General features: G+C 66.6%; 15 protein-coding genes and 1 tRNA gene. 10 read left to right on the forward strand and 6 right to left on the reverse strand.

Going from position 1 to position 15178, the window contains the following annotated elements:
- The 3 genes from VFW69_RS22695 to VFW69_RS22705 all read left to right on the forward strand — a co-directional run.
- Positions 1-1462: 3'-5' exonuclease (locus VFW69_RS22695; protein WP_526504844.1), on the forward strand; the 1462-nt coding region annotated here is incomplete at its 5' end.
- Between the two features lie 91 nt (positions 1463-1553).
- Positions 1554-1721 (forward strand): hypothetical protein, encoded by a 168-nt coding sequence (locus VFW69_RS22700; protein WP_526504872.1) that lies wholly within the window; start codon positions 1554-1556, stop codon positions 1719-1721.
- A 141-nt stretch (positions 1722-1862) separates the two neighbouring features.
- Entirely contained in the window at positions 1863-2135 is a 273-nt protein-coding gene (locus VFW69_RS22705; RefSeq protein ID WP_526504846.1) for a WhiB family transcriptional regulator, read from the forward strand.
- 10 nt (positions 2136-2145) lie between these two features.
- On the opposite strand, the gene VFW69_RS22710 is transcribed toward VFW69_RS22705, so the two are convergent.
- From VFW69_RS22710 to VFW69_RS22720, 3 genes are all read right to left on the reverse strand, one after another.
- A complete protein-coding gene (locus tag VFW69_RS22710; RefSeq protein ID WP_526504848.1) occupies positions 2146-3489 on the reverse strand; it encodes a macrolide-binding ATPase MABP-1 in 1344 nt (447 codons plus the stop codon).
- A 127-nt stretch (positions 3490-3616) separates the two neighbouring features.
- Complete coding sequence (locus VFW69_RS22715) at positions 3617-4471, reverse strand: cyclodehydratase (protein ID WP_526504850.1); 855 nt, start codon at positions 4469-4471, stop codon at positions 3617-3619.
- 36 nt (positions 4472-4507) lie between these two features.
- Positions 4508-5881: a zinc-dependent metalloprotease gene (locus VFW69_RS22720; RefSeq protein WP_526504852.1), complete on the reverse strand. Its 1374-nt coding sequence runs from the start codon at positions 5879-5881 to the stop codon at positions 4508-4510.
- A 121-nt stretch (positions 5882-6002) separates the two neighbouring features.
- On the opposite strand from VFW69_RS22720, the gene VFW69_RS22725 reads away from it, so the two are divergent.
- A complete protein-coding gene (locus VFW69_RS22725; protein ID WP_526504854.1) occupies positions 6003-7025 on the forward strand; it encodes a YlbL family protein in 1023 nt (340 codons plus the stop codon).
- Positions 7026-7100: 75 nt separating this feature from the next.
- Positions 7101-10082 carry a UPF0182 family membrane protein gene (locus tag VFW69_RS22730; protein WP_526504856.1) on the forward strand — a complete coding sequence of 994 codons (2982 nt, stop codon included), beginning with the start codon at positions 7101-7103 and terminating at the stop codon, positions 10080-10082.
- Between the two features lie 3 nt (positions 10083-10085).
- On the opposite strand, the gene VFW69_RS22735 is transcribed toward VFW69_RS22730, so the two are convergent.
- Positions 10086-11057 (reverse strand): GlxA family transcriptional regulator, encoded by a 972-nt coding sequence (locus tag VFW69_RS22735; protein ID WP_526504858.1) that lies wholly within the window; start codon positions 11055-11057, stop codon positions 10086-10088.
- A 109-nt stretch (positions 11058-11166) separates the two neighbouring features.
- Between VFW69_RS22735 and VFW69_RS22740 the strand changes: the two genes are divergently transcribed.
- The 4 genes from VFW69_RS22740 to VFW69_RS22755 all read left to right on the forward strand — a co-directional run bounded on the left by VFW69_RS22740 (position 11167) and on the right by VFW69_RS22755 (position 13276).
- Positions 11167-11817 carry an HD domain-containing protein gene (locus VFW69_RS22740; RefSeq protein WP_526504860.1) on the forward strand — a complete coding sequence of 217 codons (651 nt, stop codon included), beginning with the start codon at positions 11167-11169 and terminating at the stop codon, positions 11815-11817.
- A gap of 17 nt (positions 11818-11834) precedes the next feature.
- The gene (locus VFW69_RS22745) at positions 11835-12539 is read left to right on the forward strand and encodes a nitroreductase family protein (protein WP_526504862.1); all 705 of its coding nucleotides are present in this window, start codon (positions 11835-11837) and stop codon (positions 12537-12539) included.
- Between the two features lie 51 nt (positions 12540-12590).
- On the forward strand, positions 12591-13127 hold the full coding sequence (locus tag VFW69_RS22750; protein ID WP_526504864.1) for a cupin domain-containing protein: 537 nt from the start codon (positions 12591-12593) through the stop codon (positions 13125-13127).
- Between the two features lie 72 nt (positions 13128-13199).
- Positions 13200-13276 (forward strand) — tRNA-Met (locus VFW69_RS22755).
- A gap of 44 nt (positions 13277-13320) precedes the next feature.
- Here the strand turns inward: VFW69_RS22755 and VFW69_RS22760 are convergent.
- Both VFW69_RS22760 and VFW69_RS22765 read right to left on the reverse strand, forming a co-directional pair.
- On the reverse strand, positions 13321-13809 hold the full coding sequence (locus VFW69_RS22760; RefSeq protein ID WP_526504866.1) for a glutathione peroxidase: 489 nt from the start codon (positions 13807-13809) through the stop codon (positions 13321-13323).
- A 20-nt stretch (positions 13810-13829) separates the two neighbouring features.
- Positions 13830-14366, reverse strand: coding sequence for a hypothetical protein (locus VFW69_RS22765; RefSeq protein ID WP_526504868.1), 537 nt, complete (start codon positions 14364-14366; stop codon positions 13830-13832).
- A gap of 533 nt (positions 14367-14899) precedes the next feature.
- Here VFW69_RS22765 and VFW69_RS22770 point away from each other — a divergent pair.
- Positions 14900-15178: MlaD family protein (locus VFW69_RS22770; protein ID WP_526504870.1), on the forward strand; the 279-nt coding region annotated here is incomplete at its 3' end.

Here is a 15178-nt window from a genome sequence, read left to right on the forward strand (position 1 = left end):
CGATCCCGCGGTAGCCGAGGAGTTCCGGGACCGCTACCGCTGCTTTGTCGTCGACGAATATCAGGACGTCACGCCGTTGCAGCAGCGGGTGGTGACGGCTTGGCTGGGCGATCGCGACGACCTGACGGTGGTGGGCGACGCCAACCAGACCATCTACTCGTTCACCGGGGCTTCTCCGCGGTTCCTGCTCGACTTCTCCCGCCGGTTCCCCGATGCCACGGTGGTGCGCCTGGAGCGCGACTACCGTTCCACCCCGCAGGTGGTGACGTTGGCCAACCAGGTGATCGCGGCGGCCCGCGGCCGGGTCGCCGGCAGCAAGCTGCACCTGGTGGGTCAGCGGGCGCCGGGTCCGGCGCCGTCGTTTCGCGAGCATCCCGACGAACCGGCCGAGGCCGCCGCGGTCGCGGCGTCGATCAAGCGGCTCATCGAATCCGGCACCCCGCCGTCGGAGATCGCCGTGCTCTACCGTGTCAACGCGCAGTCGGAGATCTACGAGGAGGCGTTGACCGAGGCCGGCATTCCCTATCAGGTTCGCGGCGGCGAGGGGTTTTTCAACCGCCAGGAGATCAAGCAGGCCCTGCTGGCGCTGCAGCGGGGCGCCGAGCGCAGGGGCGGCGAGCCCCTGGAGGAGCCACTGCCCACCGCGGTCCGAACAATTCTGGAGCCGTTGGGGCTGACGGCCGAGGAACCCGTCGGCACCCGGGCCCGGGAGCGATGGGAAGCGCTGACCGCGCTGGCCGAACTGGTCGACGACGAGGTGGCCCAGCGTCGGCAGCTCGACTTTCCCGGGCTGGTGGCCGAACTGCGGACGCGGGCCGACGCCCGGCACCCACCGGTGGTGCAGGGCGTCGCGCTGGCGTCGCTGCACGCCGCCAAGGGGCTCGAGTGGGACGCGGTGTTTCTGGTCGGCCTGGCCGACGGCACGCTGCCCATCTCGCACGCATTGTCACACGGCGCCGAGAGCGAAGCGGTCGAGGAGGAGCGGCGCCTGCTTTACGTCGGGATCACCAGGGCCCGAATGCATTTGGCGCTCAGCTGGGCGCTGGCCCGCAGCCCTGGTGGGCGCCAGGGCCGCAAGCCGTCGCGGTTCCTCAACGGCATCGCACCCCAGGCGCGGGCCGACGCGACGCCGAACAAGTCCCGGCGTAACCGGGGCACCGCGACCCGCTGCCGGATATGCAACAAAAACCTGACCACCCCGGCGGCCGTCATGCTGCGGCGCTGTGAGACCTGCGCCGCCGACATCGACGAGGACCTGTTGCTGCGGCTCAAGGCTTGGCGGCTGGACATCGCCAAGGAGCAGAAGGTCCCCGCCTACGTCGTCTTCACCGACAACACGCTGATCGCGATCGCCGAGCTGCGGCCCGACGACGAGGAGGCACTGATCGGGATTCCTGGCATCGGCGCCCGCAAGCTGGAACAGTACGGCCCCGACGTGTTGGAACTGGTCCGCGTGCGCTGACCGGTAAATACGCTGGTCAGAAAATCGGTTGTAATCATCGGCGGTGACCGTTTACCCTCGAAACCGCAACTCGGCACTACGGAGAAGGAGGGTGGCCACGATGATCAACGACGCGTTCGGTGTAGGCGTGGCCCGCGCGACCCGCCCTGTCCTGGCCGCGGGGACCTCCCATGCCGCCTCGGCGGCCGCGCGTAAGCATCGCGCCGCCGCCGTGACCGACGCGTCCGTAGATGTCGGGGGCCCACCCAAGGCAAGGTAAGCACCAGCCCGGTTTTCTCCCAATGGCCACGGACCCGAAGTCACCAGGATCCGTGGCCATAGTTGTAGGTCGGCAACTCTTCGACCTGGTCCGGATCACTGCCAAAGACAGCGACCCAGATCAGGAAGTAGGTGGTAGGACATGTCGGCACCGACAGTCCCCAGACAAGCCCTGCCGTGTCACGTCGGCGATCCCGACCTGTGGTTCGCCGACACCCCGGCCGATCTCGAGCGGGCCAAGACGCTGTGCACCGGCTGCCCCGTCCGGCGGCAGTGCCTGGCCGCGGCGTTGGAACGGGCCGAACCCTGGGGCGTATGGGGCGGCGAAATCATCGACCGCGGCTCGGTCCTGAGCTTCAAACGGCCGCGCGGACGTCCCCGCAAGGTCCGTCGGCAGGACGGGGCCGCCGCCTAGGGCGAGGGAACTAGACGACCGCGCTGTCGGGTTCGGCGAAGCCGGGGACCAGCTCTTCGGACAGCGCCTTGATCGGCACGTGGGCGTCGAGCTGGCACAGGATCGCGGCCACCGACATGATCACCCGCATCGGGATGACCAGTTTGGGCGGCAGGTCCATCTGGCGGGCAGTGCGGATCTGCGACACCGACCGATCGATCTCGATGGCGGACATCTTCTGCAGCCATTTGCGGGTGTAGTGGAAGACCTCGACCTCGACCGGTTCGACGTACTGGCGCAGCATGTCGTCGATGTCGCGCACCGACACCTGCTGGCCCTTCTGGATGAAGCCGGCCTTCTCCATCGTCGGCAACAGCATGTCGTAGTTCTTGTCGCGGGCCAGCCGAATGCTCATCCCGAGCTCGACCGGCAACCCGCCGGGTAGCGGCGCGACGGCGCCGAAGTCGATCACGCCCATGCGGCCCTCCGGAAGCAGCATGAAGTTGCCCGGGTGGGCGTCGCCGTGCAGCATCTGCAGCCGGCGCGGTGCGTCGAACGTGAGCTCGAGTAGCCGCGTACCGACCAAGTCGCGCTGCTCGGTGGTGCCGTGCCGGATGATCTCGGCCATCGGGATGCCCTGCATCCACTCCTGGATCACCACTTTCGGCGCACTGGCCACGATCCGCGGCACCGCGAAGTGCGGGTCGTTCTCGTAGGCCTTGGCGAAGGCACGCTGGTTCTCGGCCTCCAGCCGGTAGTCCAGCTCCATCTCGGTGCGCTCGATCAGCTCGTCGACCACGCCTTGGATGTCGGCGCCCGGCGCGAGCTGCTTGAACACGCCGACCAGGCGCTGCATGGTCTTGAGGTCGGCCCGCAGCGCCTCGTCGGCACCCGGGTACTGGATCTTGACCGCCACCTCACGGCCGTCGGACCACACGCCTTTGTGGACCTGACCGATGCTGGCCGATGCCACCGGGCTGTCGTCGAACGAGCTGAACCGCTCGCGCCACTTGGTGCCCAGCTGGGCATCGAGCACGCGGTGCACCTTGGCGGCGGGCAGCGGCGGGGCGTCTTTCTGCAGCTTGGTCAGCGCTTCGCGGTACGGCTCGCCGAACTCCTCGGGAATCGCGGCTTCCAGCACCGACAGGGCCTGGCCCACCTTCATCGCGCCGCCCTTGAGCTCGCCGAGGACGGTGAACAGTTGGTGGGCGGCCTTTTCCAGGAGCTCGGCCTGGACCTCGTCCCTGGACTTTCCGGTCAGCCGTTTACCGAATCCGAGCGCTGCTCGGCCGGCGAATCCGACCGGAATACTGGCCAGCTTCGCATTCCGCGCAGCACGGCCCCTTTTGATGTCTGCCACGTACCCATCATCCATGATGGCCAGCGCGATGTGGAGAGATGTCGACAACACTCGTTGTCACACTTCGTAAGCGCAGGTCATCGGAGTGAACGGCCGCCGCCCGGTGGTCACAACGTCAAGCGCCGCAAGGGAAGTAGGTGCTTTAGCAGGAGCACAACGGATGTTTTGCCCACTGCCGCGTGACGATCGCGCCGGAGTGCAGGTCGAATTCCAGGGTCGCGTTCAGCGTCTGGGGAGGCGCGGGCTCGGCCGCCTCCTGCCCGTGCACGGCCGCGATCACCCGGTTCACCTGGCCGAGCGCCAACGCCGCGGTCGCCAGCAAGGTGGCCCGATCGGCAACGCCGACGGTTTCACGCAGCTGTGCGCAGATGGCCGGCCACGCCGCGTCGCGGTCCCGGCGGTGCAGATCCGCGCACCCAAGGCAGCTGGTCACGCCGGGAATCACCAGCGGACCCACCAGCCCGATGCCGTCGCGCACCCGCACCAACAGATGCGCGACGCCCTGGTTGTGCAGGTCGCGCACCATGCGCGGGTCGGCGACCAGGAAGTCCGACAGCACCACCAGATCAACGTCGTCGGCCGACACCGCGGCGTGCGGTTGGCTGCTGTGCGCGATCCGGGCGCCCGAGCAGCGCAAGGTTTCCACCAGCAGCTCGGAGAGCGGCCCGCGGCCGTGGATCCGCACCGAGGCCGCCCGGGCGCGCGGTCGCCCGCATTCGGTGGCGACCCCGGCACCGACCAATTGCGCGACCAGGTTTCGCAGACCGTCGGCGTCGGCCAGGCCGCGGTCGAGCGCGCGGCGCTGCAACTCCGAGAGCGGGGTCGGCGACCACATCGTGCGCAACAGCGTGGCCAGCTCGGCGGCGGCCAGGCCGTCGGGCGGGCGGACCAGCACCGCGCGGCGCGGGTCCCAGCCCACCTGGACCGCACCGTCGGGACGCAGCAGCACCGGCAAAGCGGGATCCAGCGCATACGTGGAAAGGACGGCCGACGACACCGCGCAACTGTGTCACGCCGGGGGTGATGGCTCCGGTCAGTTATCCACAGAGCCGCCGTCGGCACTCGGGCCGTCGGGACCCTGGCCCTCGCGCTCGAGTTTGGCGATGGCCTCGTCGATTCCGCTGGTGTCGCCGCCGATGACCCTGTCGATGAAGCCCGCCGGCTCGTCGATGTCATCGGCGTCGGGCAGCAGGTCGGGGTGTTGCCAGATCCCGTCGCGGGCGTCGATCCCGGCGGCCTCCGTCAGGCGCTCCCAGAACGCGGCGGCCTCACGCATCTTGCGGGGCCGCAGCTCCAGGCCGACCAGCGTCGCGAAGGTCTGCTCGGCGGGGCCGCTGCTGGCCCGGCGGCGGCGCATCGTCTCGCCCAGCGCGGCCGCGCCGGGAATCCGGTCGCCCAGCGCGCCGGCCACCACCACCTGCACCCAGCCCTCGATCAGGGCGAGCAGTGTTTCCAGACGTTCCAGTGCCTGCATCTGTGCCGGCGTCGCCTTGGGCTCGAAAACGCCCTGCCCGAGCAGGTTTTCGATCGCCGTCGGGTCCGACAACGACGCCGGATTGAAGTCGCGCGCCAGCTCCTCGATGCCGGACATGTCGATCTGCATGCCCATCGCATACGCCTCGACGGCACCGAGCAATTGGCTCGACAGCCACGGCACATGACTGAACAGCCGGTGGTGGGCGGCCTCACGCGCCGCCAGAAACGTCAGGATCTCGCTGCGCGGGCGCTCCAGCCCGGCGGCGAACGACTCGACGGCGTCGGGCATTACCGCCGCAATTCCCTTGGGCCCCAACGGCAAACCGATATCGGTCGATGTCAGCACCTCGCGGGACAATCGGCCCAGCGCCTGTCCGAGCTGCGAGCCGAACGCCATACCGCCCATCTGCGACATCATCTGCATGAGCGGGCCGGCCATGCTCTTGGCTTCTTCGGGCAGCGACGCCGCCCACACCGTCGAAATCTGTTGTGCCATCGGGTCACACAGCCGCTTCCACGTCTCCAAAGTGTTGTCGACCCAGTCGCCGGGGGTCCACCCCAGCGCCTTGGTGGTGCCCGCGGGCAGCGCCGTGGCCCCGTCCAGCCAGGTTTCGGCCAGACGCACCGCGTCGGTGATCGCCGAGTTGGTGGTGTCGGGAACCGGGGCCACAAAACCAATCGAATCCGTCGCAACCCGCCGCGCCAATTCGTAATTGACCGGACCCGAGGCGGTTCCACCGGGCCCGACAGTGCCCGCGCCGCTGAACATCTGACCCAGTTGGGTAAAGATCTGGCCCAAGTCGCCCATGCCGAATTCACCGCTCATGCCGAAGGCGGCGAACGGGTCAGACGGGTTCGAGCCCGAATCGGGATCTTTTTTCCCGTGCTTGTCGGGGTCGTCTCCGGAGAAGCCGAAAGGCAGGTCAGCCATACCCCCAACGGTACTCACCCTAAGGTCAGACGGCGCGACCTCGGGTCAGCTTGAAGCTGAACCCGGTAACCGAACGTCGTAGCTGAACACCGCGCCGCGGGCGCCGTCTAGTGTGATCGGCGTGAACAGGCGCATCCTGACCTTGATGGTCGCGCTGGTGCCGATCCTGGTGTTCGGCGTGTTGCTGGCGGTGGTGACGGTGCCGTTTGTGTCGCTGGGGCCCGGCCCCACCTTCGACACGCTCGGCGAGGTGGACGGCAAGCAGGTGGTGGCGATCGAGGGCACCCAGACGCACCCGACAACCGGCCACCTCAACATGACCACGGTGTCCCAGCGTGACGATTTGACGCTGGGCGAGGCGCTGACGCTGTGGCTTTCGGACCAGGAACAGCTGGTACCGCGCGACCTCATCTATCCGCCGGGCAAGTCGCGCGAGGACGTCGATAAGGCCAACAACGCGGACTTCAAGCAATCCGAAGACAGCGCCGCCTATGCGGCCCTGGGTTACCTCAAGTACCCCGCGGCGGTGACGGTTGCCAAGGTCTCCGAGCCGGGTCCCTCGGCGGGCAAGCTCAAGACCGGCGACGCCATCGACGCGGTCAACGGCGTGCCGGTGGCCACCGTGGACGAGTTCACCGGATTGCTGAAGAGCACCAAGCCGGGCCAGGTGTTGACGATCGACTACCGCCGCAAGAACGAGCCGGCCGGTGTGGCACAGGTCACGCTGGGCGCCAACAAGGACCGCGACTATGGCTTCCTGGGTGTCGCGGTGCTCGACGCGCCATGGGCGCCGTTCACCGTGGACTTCAACCTGGCCAACGTGGGTGGACCGTCCGCCGGATTGATGTTCAGCCTGGCGGTCGTCGACAAGTTGACCACCGGGGACCTGGCCAAGTCGAACTTCATCGCAGGCACTGGGACGATTTCGTCCGACGGCAAGGTCGGCCAGATCGGCGGCATCGCCCACAAGATGGTCGCCGCGCATGCGGCCGGGGCCACGGTCTTTCTGGTGCCGGCGAAGAACTGCTACGAGGCCAACTCGGACAATCCGTCCGGCCTGCGACTGGTCAAGGTCGAGACGCTCGACCAGGCAGTGGATGCGCTGCACGTGATCGGATCGGGCGGGCAGCCGCCAAGCTGCTAGCGAACGCTGGCGGTCACGGGTAGTGGCCATGCGTAGAGTTGTCACCGTCTAGCAATCGATCAGGGAGCGTAGCCAGTGGGGATGCGGCCCACCGCACGGATGCCGAAGCTGACTCGGCGTAGCCGGATTCTGATCCTGATCGCACTGGGTGTGATCGCTCTGCTGCTCGCGGGTCCGCGGCTGATCGACGCCTACGTCGACTGGCTATGGTTCGGCGAGCTGGGCTACCGCTCGGTGTTTTCCACGGTGCTGGTCACCCGGTTCGTGCTCTTTTTGATCGCCGGTCTGCTGGTGGGCGGCATCGTGTTCGCCGGGCTCGCGGTGGCTTACCGCACCCGCCCGGTGTTCGTGCCGAGTAACGAGAACGATCCGGTGGCGCGCTACCGCACCCTAGTGCTGTCCCGGTTGCGACTGGTGAGCGCCGGAATCCCGGTGGCTGTCGGCCTGCTGGCCGGCATCATCGCGCAAAGCTATTGGGTGCGGATCCAGCTGTTCTTGCACGGCGGTGACTTCGGCATCAAGGACCCGCAGTTCGGCAAGGATCTCGGTTTCTACGCGTTCGAGCTGCCGTTCTACCGGCTGCTGCTCAGCTACCTGTTCGTCGCGGTGTTCCTGGCCTTCGTCGCCAACCTGTTGGCCCACTACATCTTTGGCGGCATCCGGCTGTCGGGTCGGACGGGCGTGCTGAGCCGTTCCGCGCGGATCCAGCTGGTCACCCTGGTCGGGATGTTGGTCGTGCTCAAGGCGATTGCGTACTGGATGGACCGCTATGGGTTGTTGTCCCACACCCGCGGCGGCAAACCCTTCACCGGCGCCGGGTACACCGACATCAACGCGGTGCTGCCGGCGAAGCTGATCCTCATGGCCATCGCGGTCATCTGCGCGGCCGCGGTGTTCTCCGCCGTCGTGCTCAAGGATTTGCGGATTCCGGCGATCGGGTTGGTCTTGTTGCTGCTGTCGTCGTTGATCGTGGGCGCCGGGTGGCCGCTGATCGTCGAGCAGATCAGCGTCAAACCCAATGCCGCGCAGAAGGAAAGCGAATACATCAGCCGCAGCATCGCCGCAACGCGACAAGCGTACGGCCTGACCTCGGACCAGGTCACGTATCGCAACTACACCGGCGACGCACAGGCCGCGGCCCAGCAGGTCGCCGACGACCGCGCGACCACGTCCAACATCCGACTACTCGACCCGACGATCATCAGCCCAGCGTTCACCCAGTTCCAACAGGGCAAGAATTTCTATTACTTCCCCGACCAGCTCTCCATCGACAGGTACCAGGACCGCAACGGCGCGTTGCGTGACTACGTGGTGGCGGCCCGCGAACTCAACCCCGACCGGCTGATCGAGAATCAGCGAGACTGGATCAACCGGCACAGCGTCTACACCCACGGCAACGGGTTCATCGCCTCGCCGGCCAACACGGTCCGCGGCGTCGCCAACGATCCCAACCAAAACGGTGGCTACCCCGAATTCCTGGTCAACGTCGTCGGCGCCAATGGAGGGGTGGTGTCCGACGGCCCGGCGCAACTCGACCAGCCGCGCGTCTACTTCGGGCCGGTCATCTCCAACACGTCGGCCGATTACGCGATTGTCGGGCGCAACGGCACCGATCGCGAATACGACTACGAGACCAACAACGAGACCAAGAACTACACCTACACCGGGCTCGGCGGCGTCCCGCTCGGCGACTGGCTGTCGCGCAGCGTGTTCGCCGCCAAGTTCGCCGAGCGAAATTTCTTGTTCTCCAACGTGATCGGCTCGAACAGCAAGATCCTGTTCAACCGCGATCCGGCGCGACGGGTGGAGGCGGTGGCGCCGTGGCTGACCACCGACAGCGCGGTGTACCCGGCGATCGTCAACAAGCGACTGGTGTGGATCATCGACGGCTACACCACGTTGGACAACTACCCGTATTCCGAACTCACGTCACTCGAGTCGGCGACCGCGGACTCCAACGAGGTGGCGTTCAACAAGCTGGCGCCCGACAAGCGGGTCTCCTACATCCGCAACTCGGTGAAGGCGACCGTGGACGCCTATGACGGCACCGTCACGCTGTACCAGCAAGACGAACAGGACCCGGTGCTCAAGGCCTGGATGCAGGTGTTCCCGGGCACCGTGAAGCCCAAGAGCAACATCAGCCCGGAGCTGGCCGAGCACCTGCGCTATCCCGAGGACCTGTTCAAGGTGCAGCGGATGCTGCTGGCGAAGTACCACGTCAACGATCCGGTGACGTTCTTTTCCACCTCGGATTTCTGGGACGTGCCGCTGGATCCGAACCCGACGGCCAGCAGCTACCAGCCGCCGTACTACATCGTCGCGAAAAACATTGCGAAGAACGACAATACGGCGTCGTATCAGCTGACCAGCGCGATGAACAGGTTTAAGCGCGATTATCTGGCCGCCTACATCAGCGCCAGCTCCGACCCGGCGACGTACGGCAGGATCACCGTGCTGACCATCCCGGGTCAGGTCAACGGGCCGAAGCTGGCCAACAACGCGATCACCACAGATCCGGCGGTGTCCCAGGACCTCGGCGTGATCGGGCGCGACAATCAGAACCGGATCCGGTGGGGCAACTTGCTCACCTTGCCGGTAGGGCAGGGCGGCCTGCTCTACGTCGAACCCGTGTATGCCTCTCCGGGGGCCAGCGACGCGGCGTCGTCGTATCCGCGGCTGATCCGGGTGGCGATGATGTACAACGACAAGATTGGGTACGGCCCCACCGTGCGGGACGCCCTGACCGGGTTGTTCGGTCCGGGCGCGGGTGCGGCCGCGACGGGCATCCAGCCCACCGAGGCGGGGACACCCGCGGCGAGTCCGCCGGCCAGCGCTCCGGCGCCGGTCGCGACGCCCGGATCAGCGCCGTCGGGCGCCGCACCCTCGGTGCCCGACGGATCGGTGACGCTGTCGCCCGCCAAATCCGCTGCCCTACAAGAGATTCAGGCGGCAATCGGCGAGGCCAAGGACGCGCAGAAGAAGGGCGATTTCGCTGGCTATGGTGCGGCGCTGCAGCGGCTGGACGACGCGATCACCAAGTACAACAACACCAAATAGCTTTCAGGCGTAGGCCGTTCGGAACCTGTCCCGATAGGCCTTCGGGCTGATGCCCAGATGATTGACGAATACCCGTCGCAGCGTTTCGATGCTGCCGAAGCCGGCCATGCCCGCGGTCTCGGTGACCGACCGGCCGGCTTCCAGTGCGCCACGGGCGAAATCGATCCGAACTAATTCGACGTAGCGCGCCGGGCTCATCCCGAGCTCGGATTGAAACAGCCGGGTCAGTTGGCGTGTGCTCAAAGATGCCAGGGCCGCAAGCTTTTTCACGCTGTAGTCGGCGCCGGGGTTGGCCGCGATCGCATCGGTGACCGGGCGCAGCGGCGACTGCGGCGGGGGATCGGCCTCGAGCAACACCGAGAATTGTGATTGGCCGCCCGCGCGTTTGAGGTAGACGACCAGCCACCTGGCCACGTCGCGGACCAGTTCGGTCCCGTAATCCATTTCGACCAACGCCAGCGCGAGGTCGATGCCCGAGGAAATGCCGGCCGAGGTGAAAATGTCGCCGTCGCGCACGAAGATCGCGTCCGGCTCGACGGTCACATCCGGGAAAGCCCGGGCCAACAACCGGGTGTCGTGCCAGTGCGTGGTCGCGCGACGGCCGCGCAGCACCCCGGCCTGCGCGAGGATGAAGGACCCCGTGCAGATGGACGCCAGACGCCGGGTCCGTGCCGACACCGACCGGATGGCCTCCACCAGGGCGGGATCGATGGCTCGGGCGGGCAGGTCGTCGCTGCCGGCGACCATGACGGTATCGGCGGAGTCGATCGCCGAAATGCTGTCGGTGACGCCCAATCGCGCCCCGATCGAGCTGGTCACATCGCGCCCGTCCACGGACGCGATTTTGACCTGGTAGTCGGCGCCGAACCGGTTGGCCTCGACGAACACTTCACCCGCCCCCGCGACGTCTAACAGCGTCACCCCGTCAAAGACGACGATCACCACCACCCGAGAACGCGCTCTGGCTGCAGCCACCCAGCCATTGTGTCGCTTTCTGTGGAGAGGACGGCCCGAACCGGCCGGGTCGGATTGCCCGTGCGGCCGCACACTCATAACGGAGATCACCGGAGAAGGAGAGAACAACATGACTACCAGCTCAATTGACACCATCGCCGGCATCCACGTTCCCGACACCGCGCTGGCGCGCGAGGTCACCGAGTTCATCCGCGACACCGAGGACGAGTTGCTCTTCAATCATTCCCGGCGGGTGTTCTTCTTCGGCGCATTGCAGGGCCAGCGTCGCGGACTGCAACCGGACGTGGAGCTGCTCTATGTCGCGGCGATGTTCCACGACCTCGGGCTGACCGAGCGCTACCGTGGCTCCGCCGTCCGCTTCGAGGTCGACGGCGCCAACGCGGCCCGGGACTTCCTGCTGAACCACGGCGTCGACCAACCCGACGCTGACAAGGTGTGGGTCGGCATCGCCTTGCACACCACCCCCGGCGTGCCCGAGTTCATGGCACCCGAGGTCGCCCTGCTACAGGCCGGCGTGGAAGTCGACGTGGTCGGGGTCGGACGCGAGCAGTTGGCCCCCGAGGCGCTGGCCGCGGTGACCACCGCCCATCCGCGCCCACAGTTCAAACAGCGCATTCTGGCGGCGTTCGACAACGGCATGAAGCACCGCCCGCGGACCACCGACGGCACCATGAACGCCGACGTGCTGGCGCACTTCGATCCCGCCTTCGAGCGTGTCGACTTCGTCGACAAGATCCTCAACAACAGCTGGCCCGAGTAGCGGAAGGGAGCAGACCAATGGACATCTACGAAGGCCTTTACACCACCAGGATGATGCGGCGGTTGCGGCCGGATCCGATCCCGCTGGACACGCAGGCCCGCATCCTCGATGCGGCGATTCGCGCCCCCAACGGGGGTAACACCCAACGTTGGCACTTTGTCGCCGTGGACGATCCGGAACTCATCCGCAAGTTCGCCCAACTTTTCCGCAAGTCCCGTGCCCTCGAATACGAGAAGTTCAGCACGGGAACAGGTCCGATGGTGGCGACGGCGCCCGGTGCGGACCCGGCCGCTCACGCCGCGACGATGCGCCGAATGAAAGGCTCGGGCGATTACCTGGCCGACCATTTCCAAGAAATTCCCTTGTTGCTCTTCGTCTTCGCCATCGACGACTACGGCGGCGCCAACATCTTCCCGGCGATTTGGAGTGCGTTGCTCGCCGCCCGTGCCGAAGGCGTCGGCGGCGTCATGACGATGGTGCTCCGCAATTTCGAGGACGAGGTGAACGAATTACTGGGCGTGCCTGTTGCGGAAGGCTGGAAGATGTCGGCCATGCTCACCCTCGGTTATCCGTTGGGCAAGTGGGGCGTCGCGGCCAACCGCCATCCGGTGCATGAGGTTTCATCCCGCAACGGCTGGGACAAGTCGTTCGGTATCGAAGTGCCGCAACCACTGTGGCCGCCGCACGCCGACATGACGACCGGCCTGGCCGCGGCGGGCTGACATAGCGGCCGGCCATTGCAGCCCAAGAATATTCGGAGAAAGGTGAGTCACATGACCGAGCGAAACGACATCGGGGTCACGGTGGTGCAGCCGGGGGAGGGCGACGTCGTCACCCTCCCGGGCTTCGGGGCGGTGTTCAAATTGTCCGGCAAGACCAACGGCGGCGAGGTGTCCATCGTCGAGCACCCATTCGCGGTCGGCCTGCTCACCGCGGCGCACCGGCACACCCGGGAGGACGAGCATTCGATAGTCCTGGCCGGCGAGATCGGCTTCCGCTCCGACGACAGTGAGGTGGTCCTGGGTCCCGGTGGCTACATCACCAAGCCCCGCGGACAGATGCACGCCATGTGGAACGCCGGCAGCGAGCCGGGCCGCATCGTCGAGATCATCACCCCGGGCGGATTCGAGAACTATTTCCGGGAACTCGGCGAGCTGCTCATCGAGCACGCCGACGACCCTGCGGGCAACCCGCTGCACGAGTTGCCCGAGTTCGGCGAGCTCGCCGACAAGTACGGGCTTACCTACGGGTCGCCGGAGTGGATGGACGACATCGCGCAGCGGTACGGGCTGAACCCGCCGTCGCACTGACCCGGGCCGCTACCCCGCTGAGCCCGCGATTTGGTCGCCGTGACACCGGTTCGGTAACCTGGCATTCACCAACGCGGGGTGGAGCAGCTCGGTAGCTCGCTGGGCTCATAACCCAGAGGTCGCAGGTTCGAATCCTGTCCCCGCTACCAGGTAAAACGGCCCTCGGAGATTTCTCCGGGGGCCGTTTTCATGCCTAGCGGGGCAGCACGGCCTCGATGGCGCTGATGACCTCGGGGGCGTCGGGTTCGGTGCGGGGCCGGAACCGGTGCACCACCTCACCGCCGGGGGCGAGGAGGAACTTCTCGAAGTTCCACTGGATGTCTCCGGCGTGACCGTCGGCATCGGCGGTCTTGGTCAGCTCGGCGTACAGCGGGTGGCGGTCATCGCCGTTGACGTCGGTCTTCGCCAGTAGCGGGAACGTCACCCCGTAGGTCGTCGAGCAGAACTCCTGGATCTCATCGGCCGTGCCCGGCTCCTGGCCCATGAACTGGTTGCAGGGCACGCCGACGACCGTCAGGCCGCGCTCGCCGTAGTCCTTGGCCAGCTTCTCCAGCGCCGTGTATTGCGGAGTCAGCCCGCATTTGGAGGCTACGTTGACGACCAGCGTTGCGCCGTCGGACAATTCGGCCAGCGTGGTCGGCCGGCCGTCGAGGGTGGTCAGGGCGATGTTGTTGAGGGTCACGCGGACGACGCTAACGCAATTCAGAGCCAGCCGGTGCGGGCGGCGGCGACCGGCTCAGCGGGGGCCGGGGCCAATTCGCCGTTGCGCACGCCGTCGAGCAACCGTTTGACCGCGGCGACGATCTCCGGCGCCGCCGCTGCGAGTCCGGTCGTGTCGGCTTCGCTGACCTCGTCGGTGTCGACGCCGGCGCGGGCCAGGATGGCGGCCGGGTCGGCCAGCTGCTCGGTCAACCAGGACAGCGGATCGGCGGACAGCTCGGGGACAAAGTGCCGGTTACTGGGCTCCCAGCCGTCGAAACGCGGATGGTGATGGGCCCGGTCCAGCGTCCCGGGCGGGCTCTCCGTGGACCCGAAGAGGTCCACTCGCCACACGGGGCGGGTGAAGGCGATCGGGACGCCGGCGTAGATCGAGCCGTGGGGCGCGGCCCGGTCGACCAGGCGCAGTTCCAGTCTGACTCCACGCTCCGGGGTCTCCTGACCCTCGAGCGGGGACGGGTCGATGAAATACATGTCCCCGACGACCACGCCCAGGGATTCGAAGCCGAACGCTGCGAGCATCGCGCACCTTTCTTAGTCCGTTGTCGAGCGTAGACCGGGCGCTCTCCAGCCGAGGCGTCCGCCGAATTATGTGAATAGCGGTTCGCGCCCGCGCGGTGCTCGCGGTACATTTCATGGGTCTTCGTTATTGCATGTGTGTACCGAGCCCCTGGCAAAGGCTGGCGGGTGATTCGCCGCAGCGCCCGGGAGGCCGCCAGGTAGGGGATAACACCATCAACCCGTAAACACACACACACCTAGGACGCGAACCAATGCAGGAGAACATAATTGGCTTTCGGGATGATCGGTGAGCGGCCATCTGTAGGGGTGGTTGTTCGAAAGATCATGTTGTGCGCCCGCCGTTTTCCGCCGTTGCTTTTGTTTGTGCCACTGCATCGCGGTACATTTCACTGGTCGTATTGCATAGGTGTACAGGCCAACGCCGGGTGGCGACGGTCCCGAGGTGAGGGGCAGGGTTGGCGACGGTGGGTTATCTGGGCCACCAACCGTATAGCTGGTGGTGCCTGATGATTTCCGGGCTCACGGTGTAGGCCATGGAAGGTTCACCCGTTCAGATCAACGACTCGCGAGAGCCGCCCTACCGGATCATCACCTTTGTCGTGCTGGTGGTTCTCGCCGTGATCTTCACCCTGGTCTACATCCAGTTTCGCGGAGGTTTCACTCCCAAGACCCAGTTGACGATGTTGGCGTCGCGTGCCGGGTTGGTGATGGATCCGGGTTCGAAGGTGACTTATAACGGTGTGGAGATCGGCCGGGTGGGGTCGATCTCGGAGACGGCGCGTGACGGGAAGCCGGCCGCGAAGTTCACCCTC

The sequence above is a fragment of the Mycobacterium sp. genome (assembly GCF_036273375.1).
Taxonomy (GTDB): Bacteria; Actinomycetota; Actinomycetes; order Mycobacteriales; family Mycobacteriaceae; genus Mycobacterium.

Bases quoted from the DNA above. Each gene is read 5' to 3' on its own strand.
- VFW69_RS22720 (WP_526504852.1), bottom strand. From the start codon at position 5,881: ATGGCTGACCTGCCTTTCGGCTTCTCCGGAGACGACCCCGACAAGCAC.
- VFW69_RS22705 (WP_526504846.1), top strand. From the start codon at position 1,863: ATGTCGGCACCGACAGTCCCCAGACAAGCCCTGCCGTGTCACGTCGGC.
- VFW69_RS22765 (WP_526504868.1), bottom strand. From the start codon at position 14,366: ATGCTCGCAGCGTTCGGCTTCGAATCCCTGGGCGTGGTCGTCGGGGAC.
- VFW69_RS22750 (WP_526504864.1), top strand. From the start codon at position 12,591: ATGACCGAGCGAAACGACATCGGGGTCACGGTGGTGCAGCCGGGGGAG.
- VFW69_RS22710 (WP_526504848.1), bottom strand. From the start codon at position 3,489: ATGGATGATGGGTACGTGGCAGACATCAAAAGGGGCCGTGCTGCGCGG.
- VFW69_RS22740 (WP_526504860.1), top strand. From the start codon at position 11,167: ATGACTACCAGCTCAATTGACACCATCGCCGGCATCCACGTTCCCGAC.
- VFW69_RS22745 (WP_526504862.1), top strand. From the start codon at position 11,835: ATGGACATCTACGAAGGCCTTTACACCACCAGGATGATGCGGCGGTTG.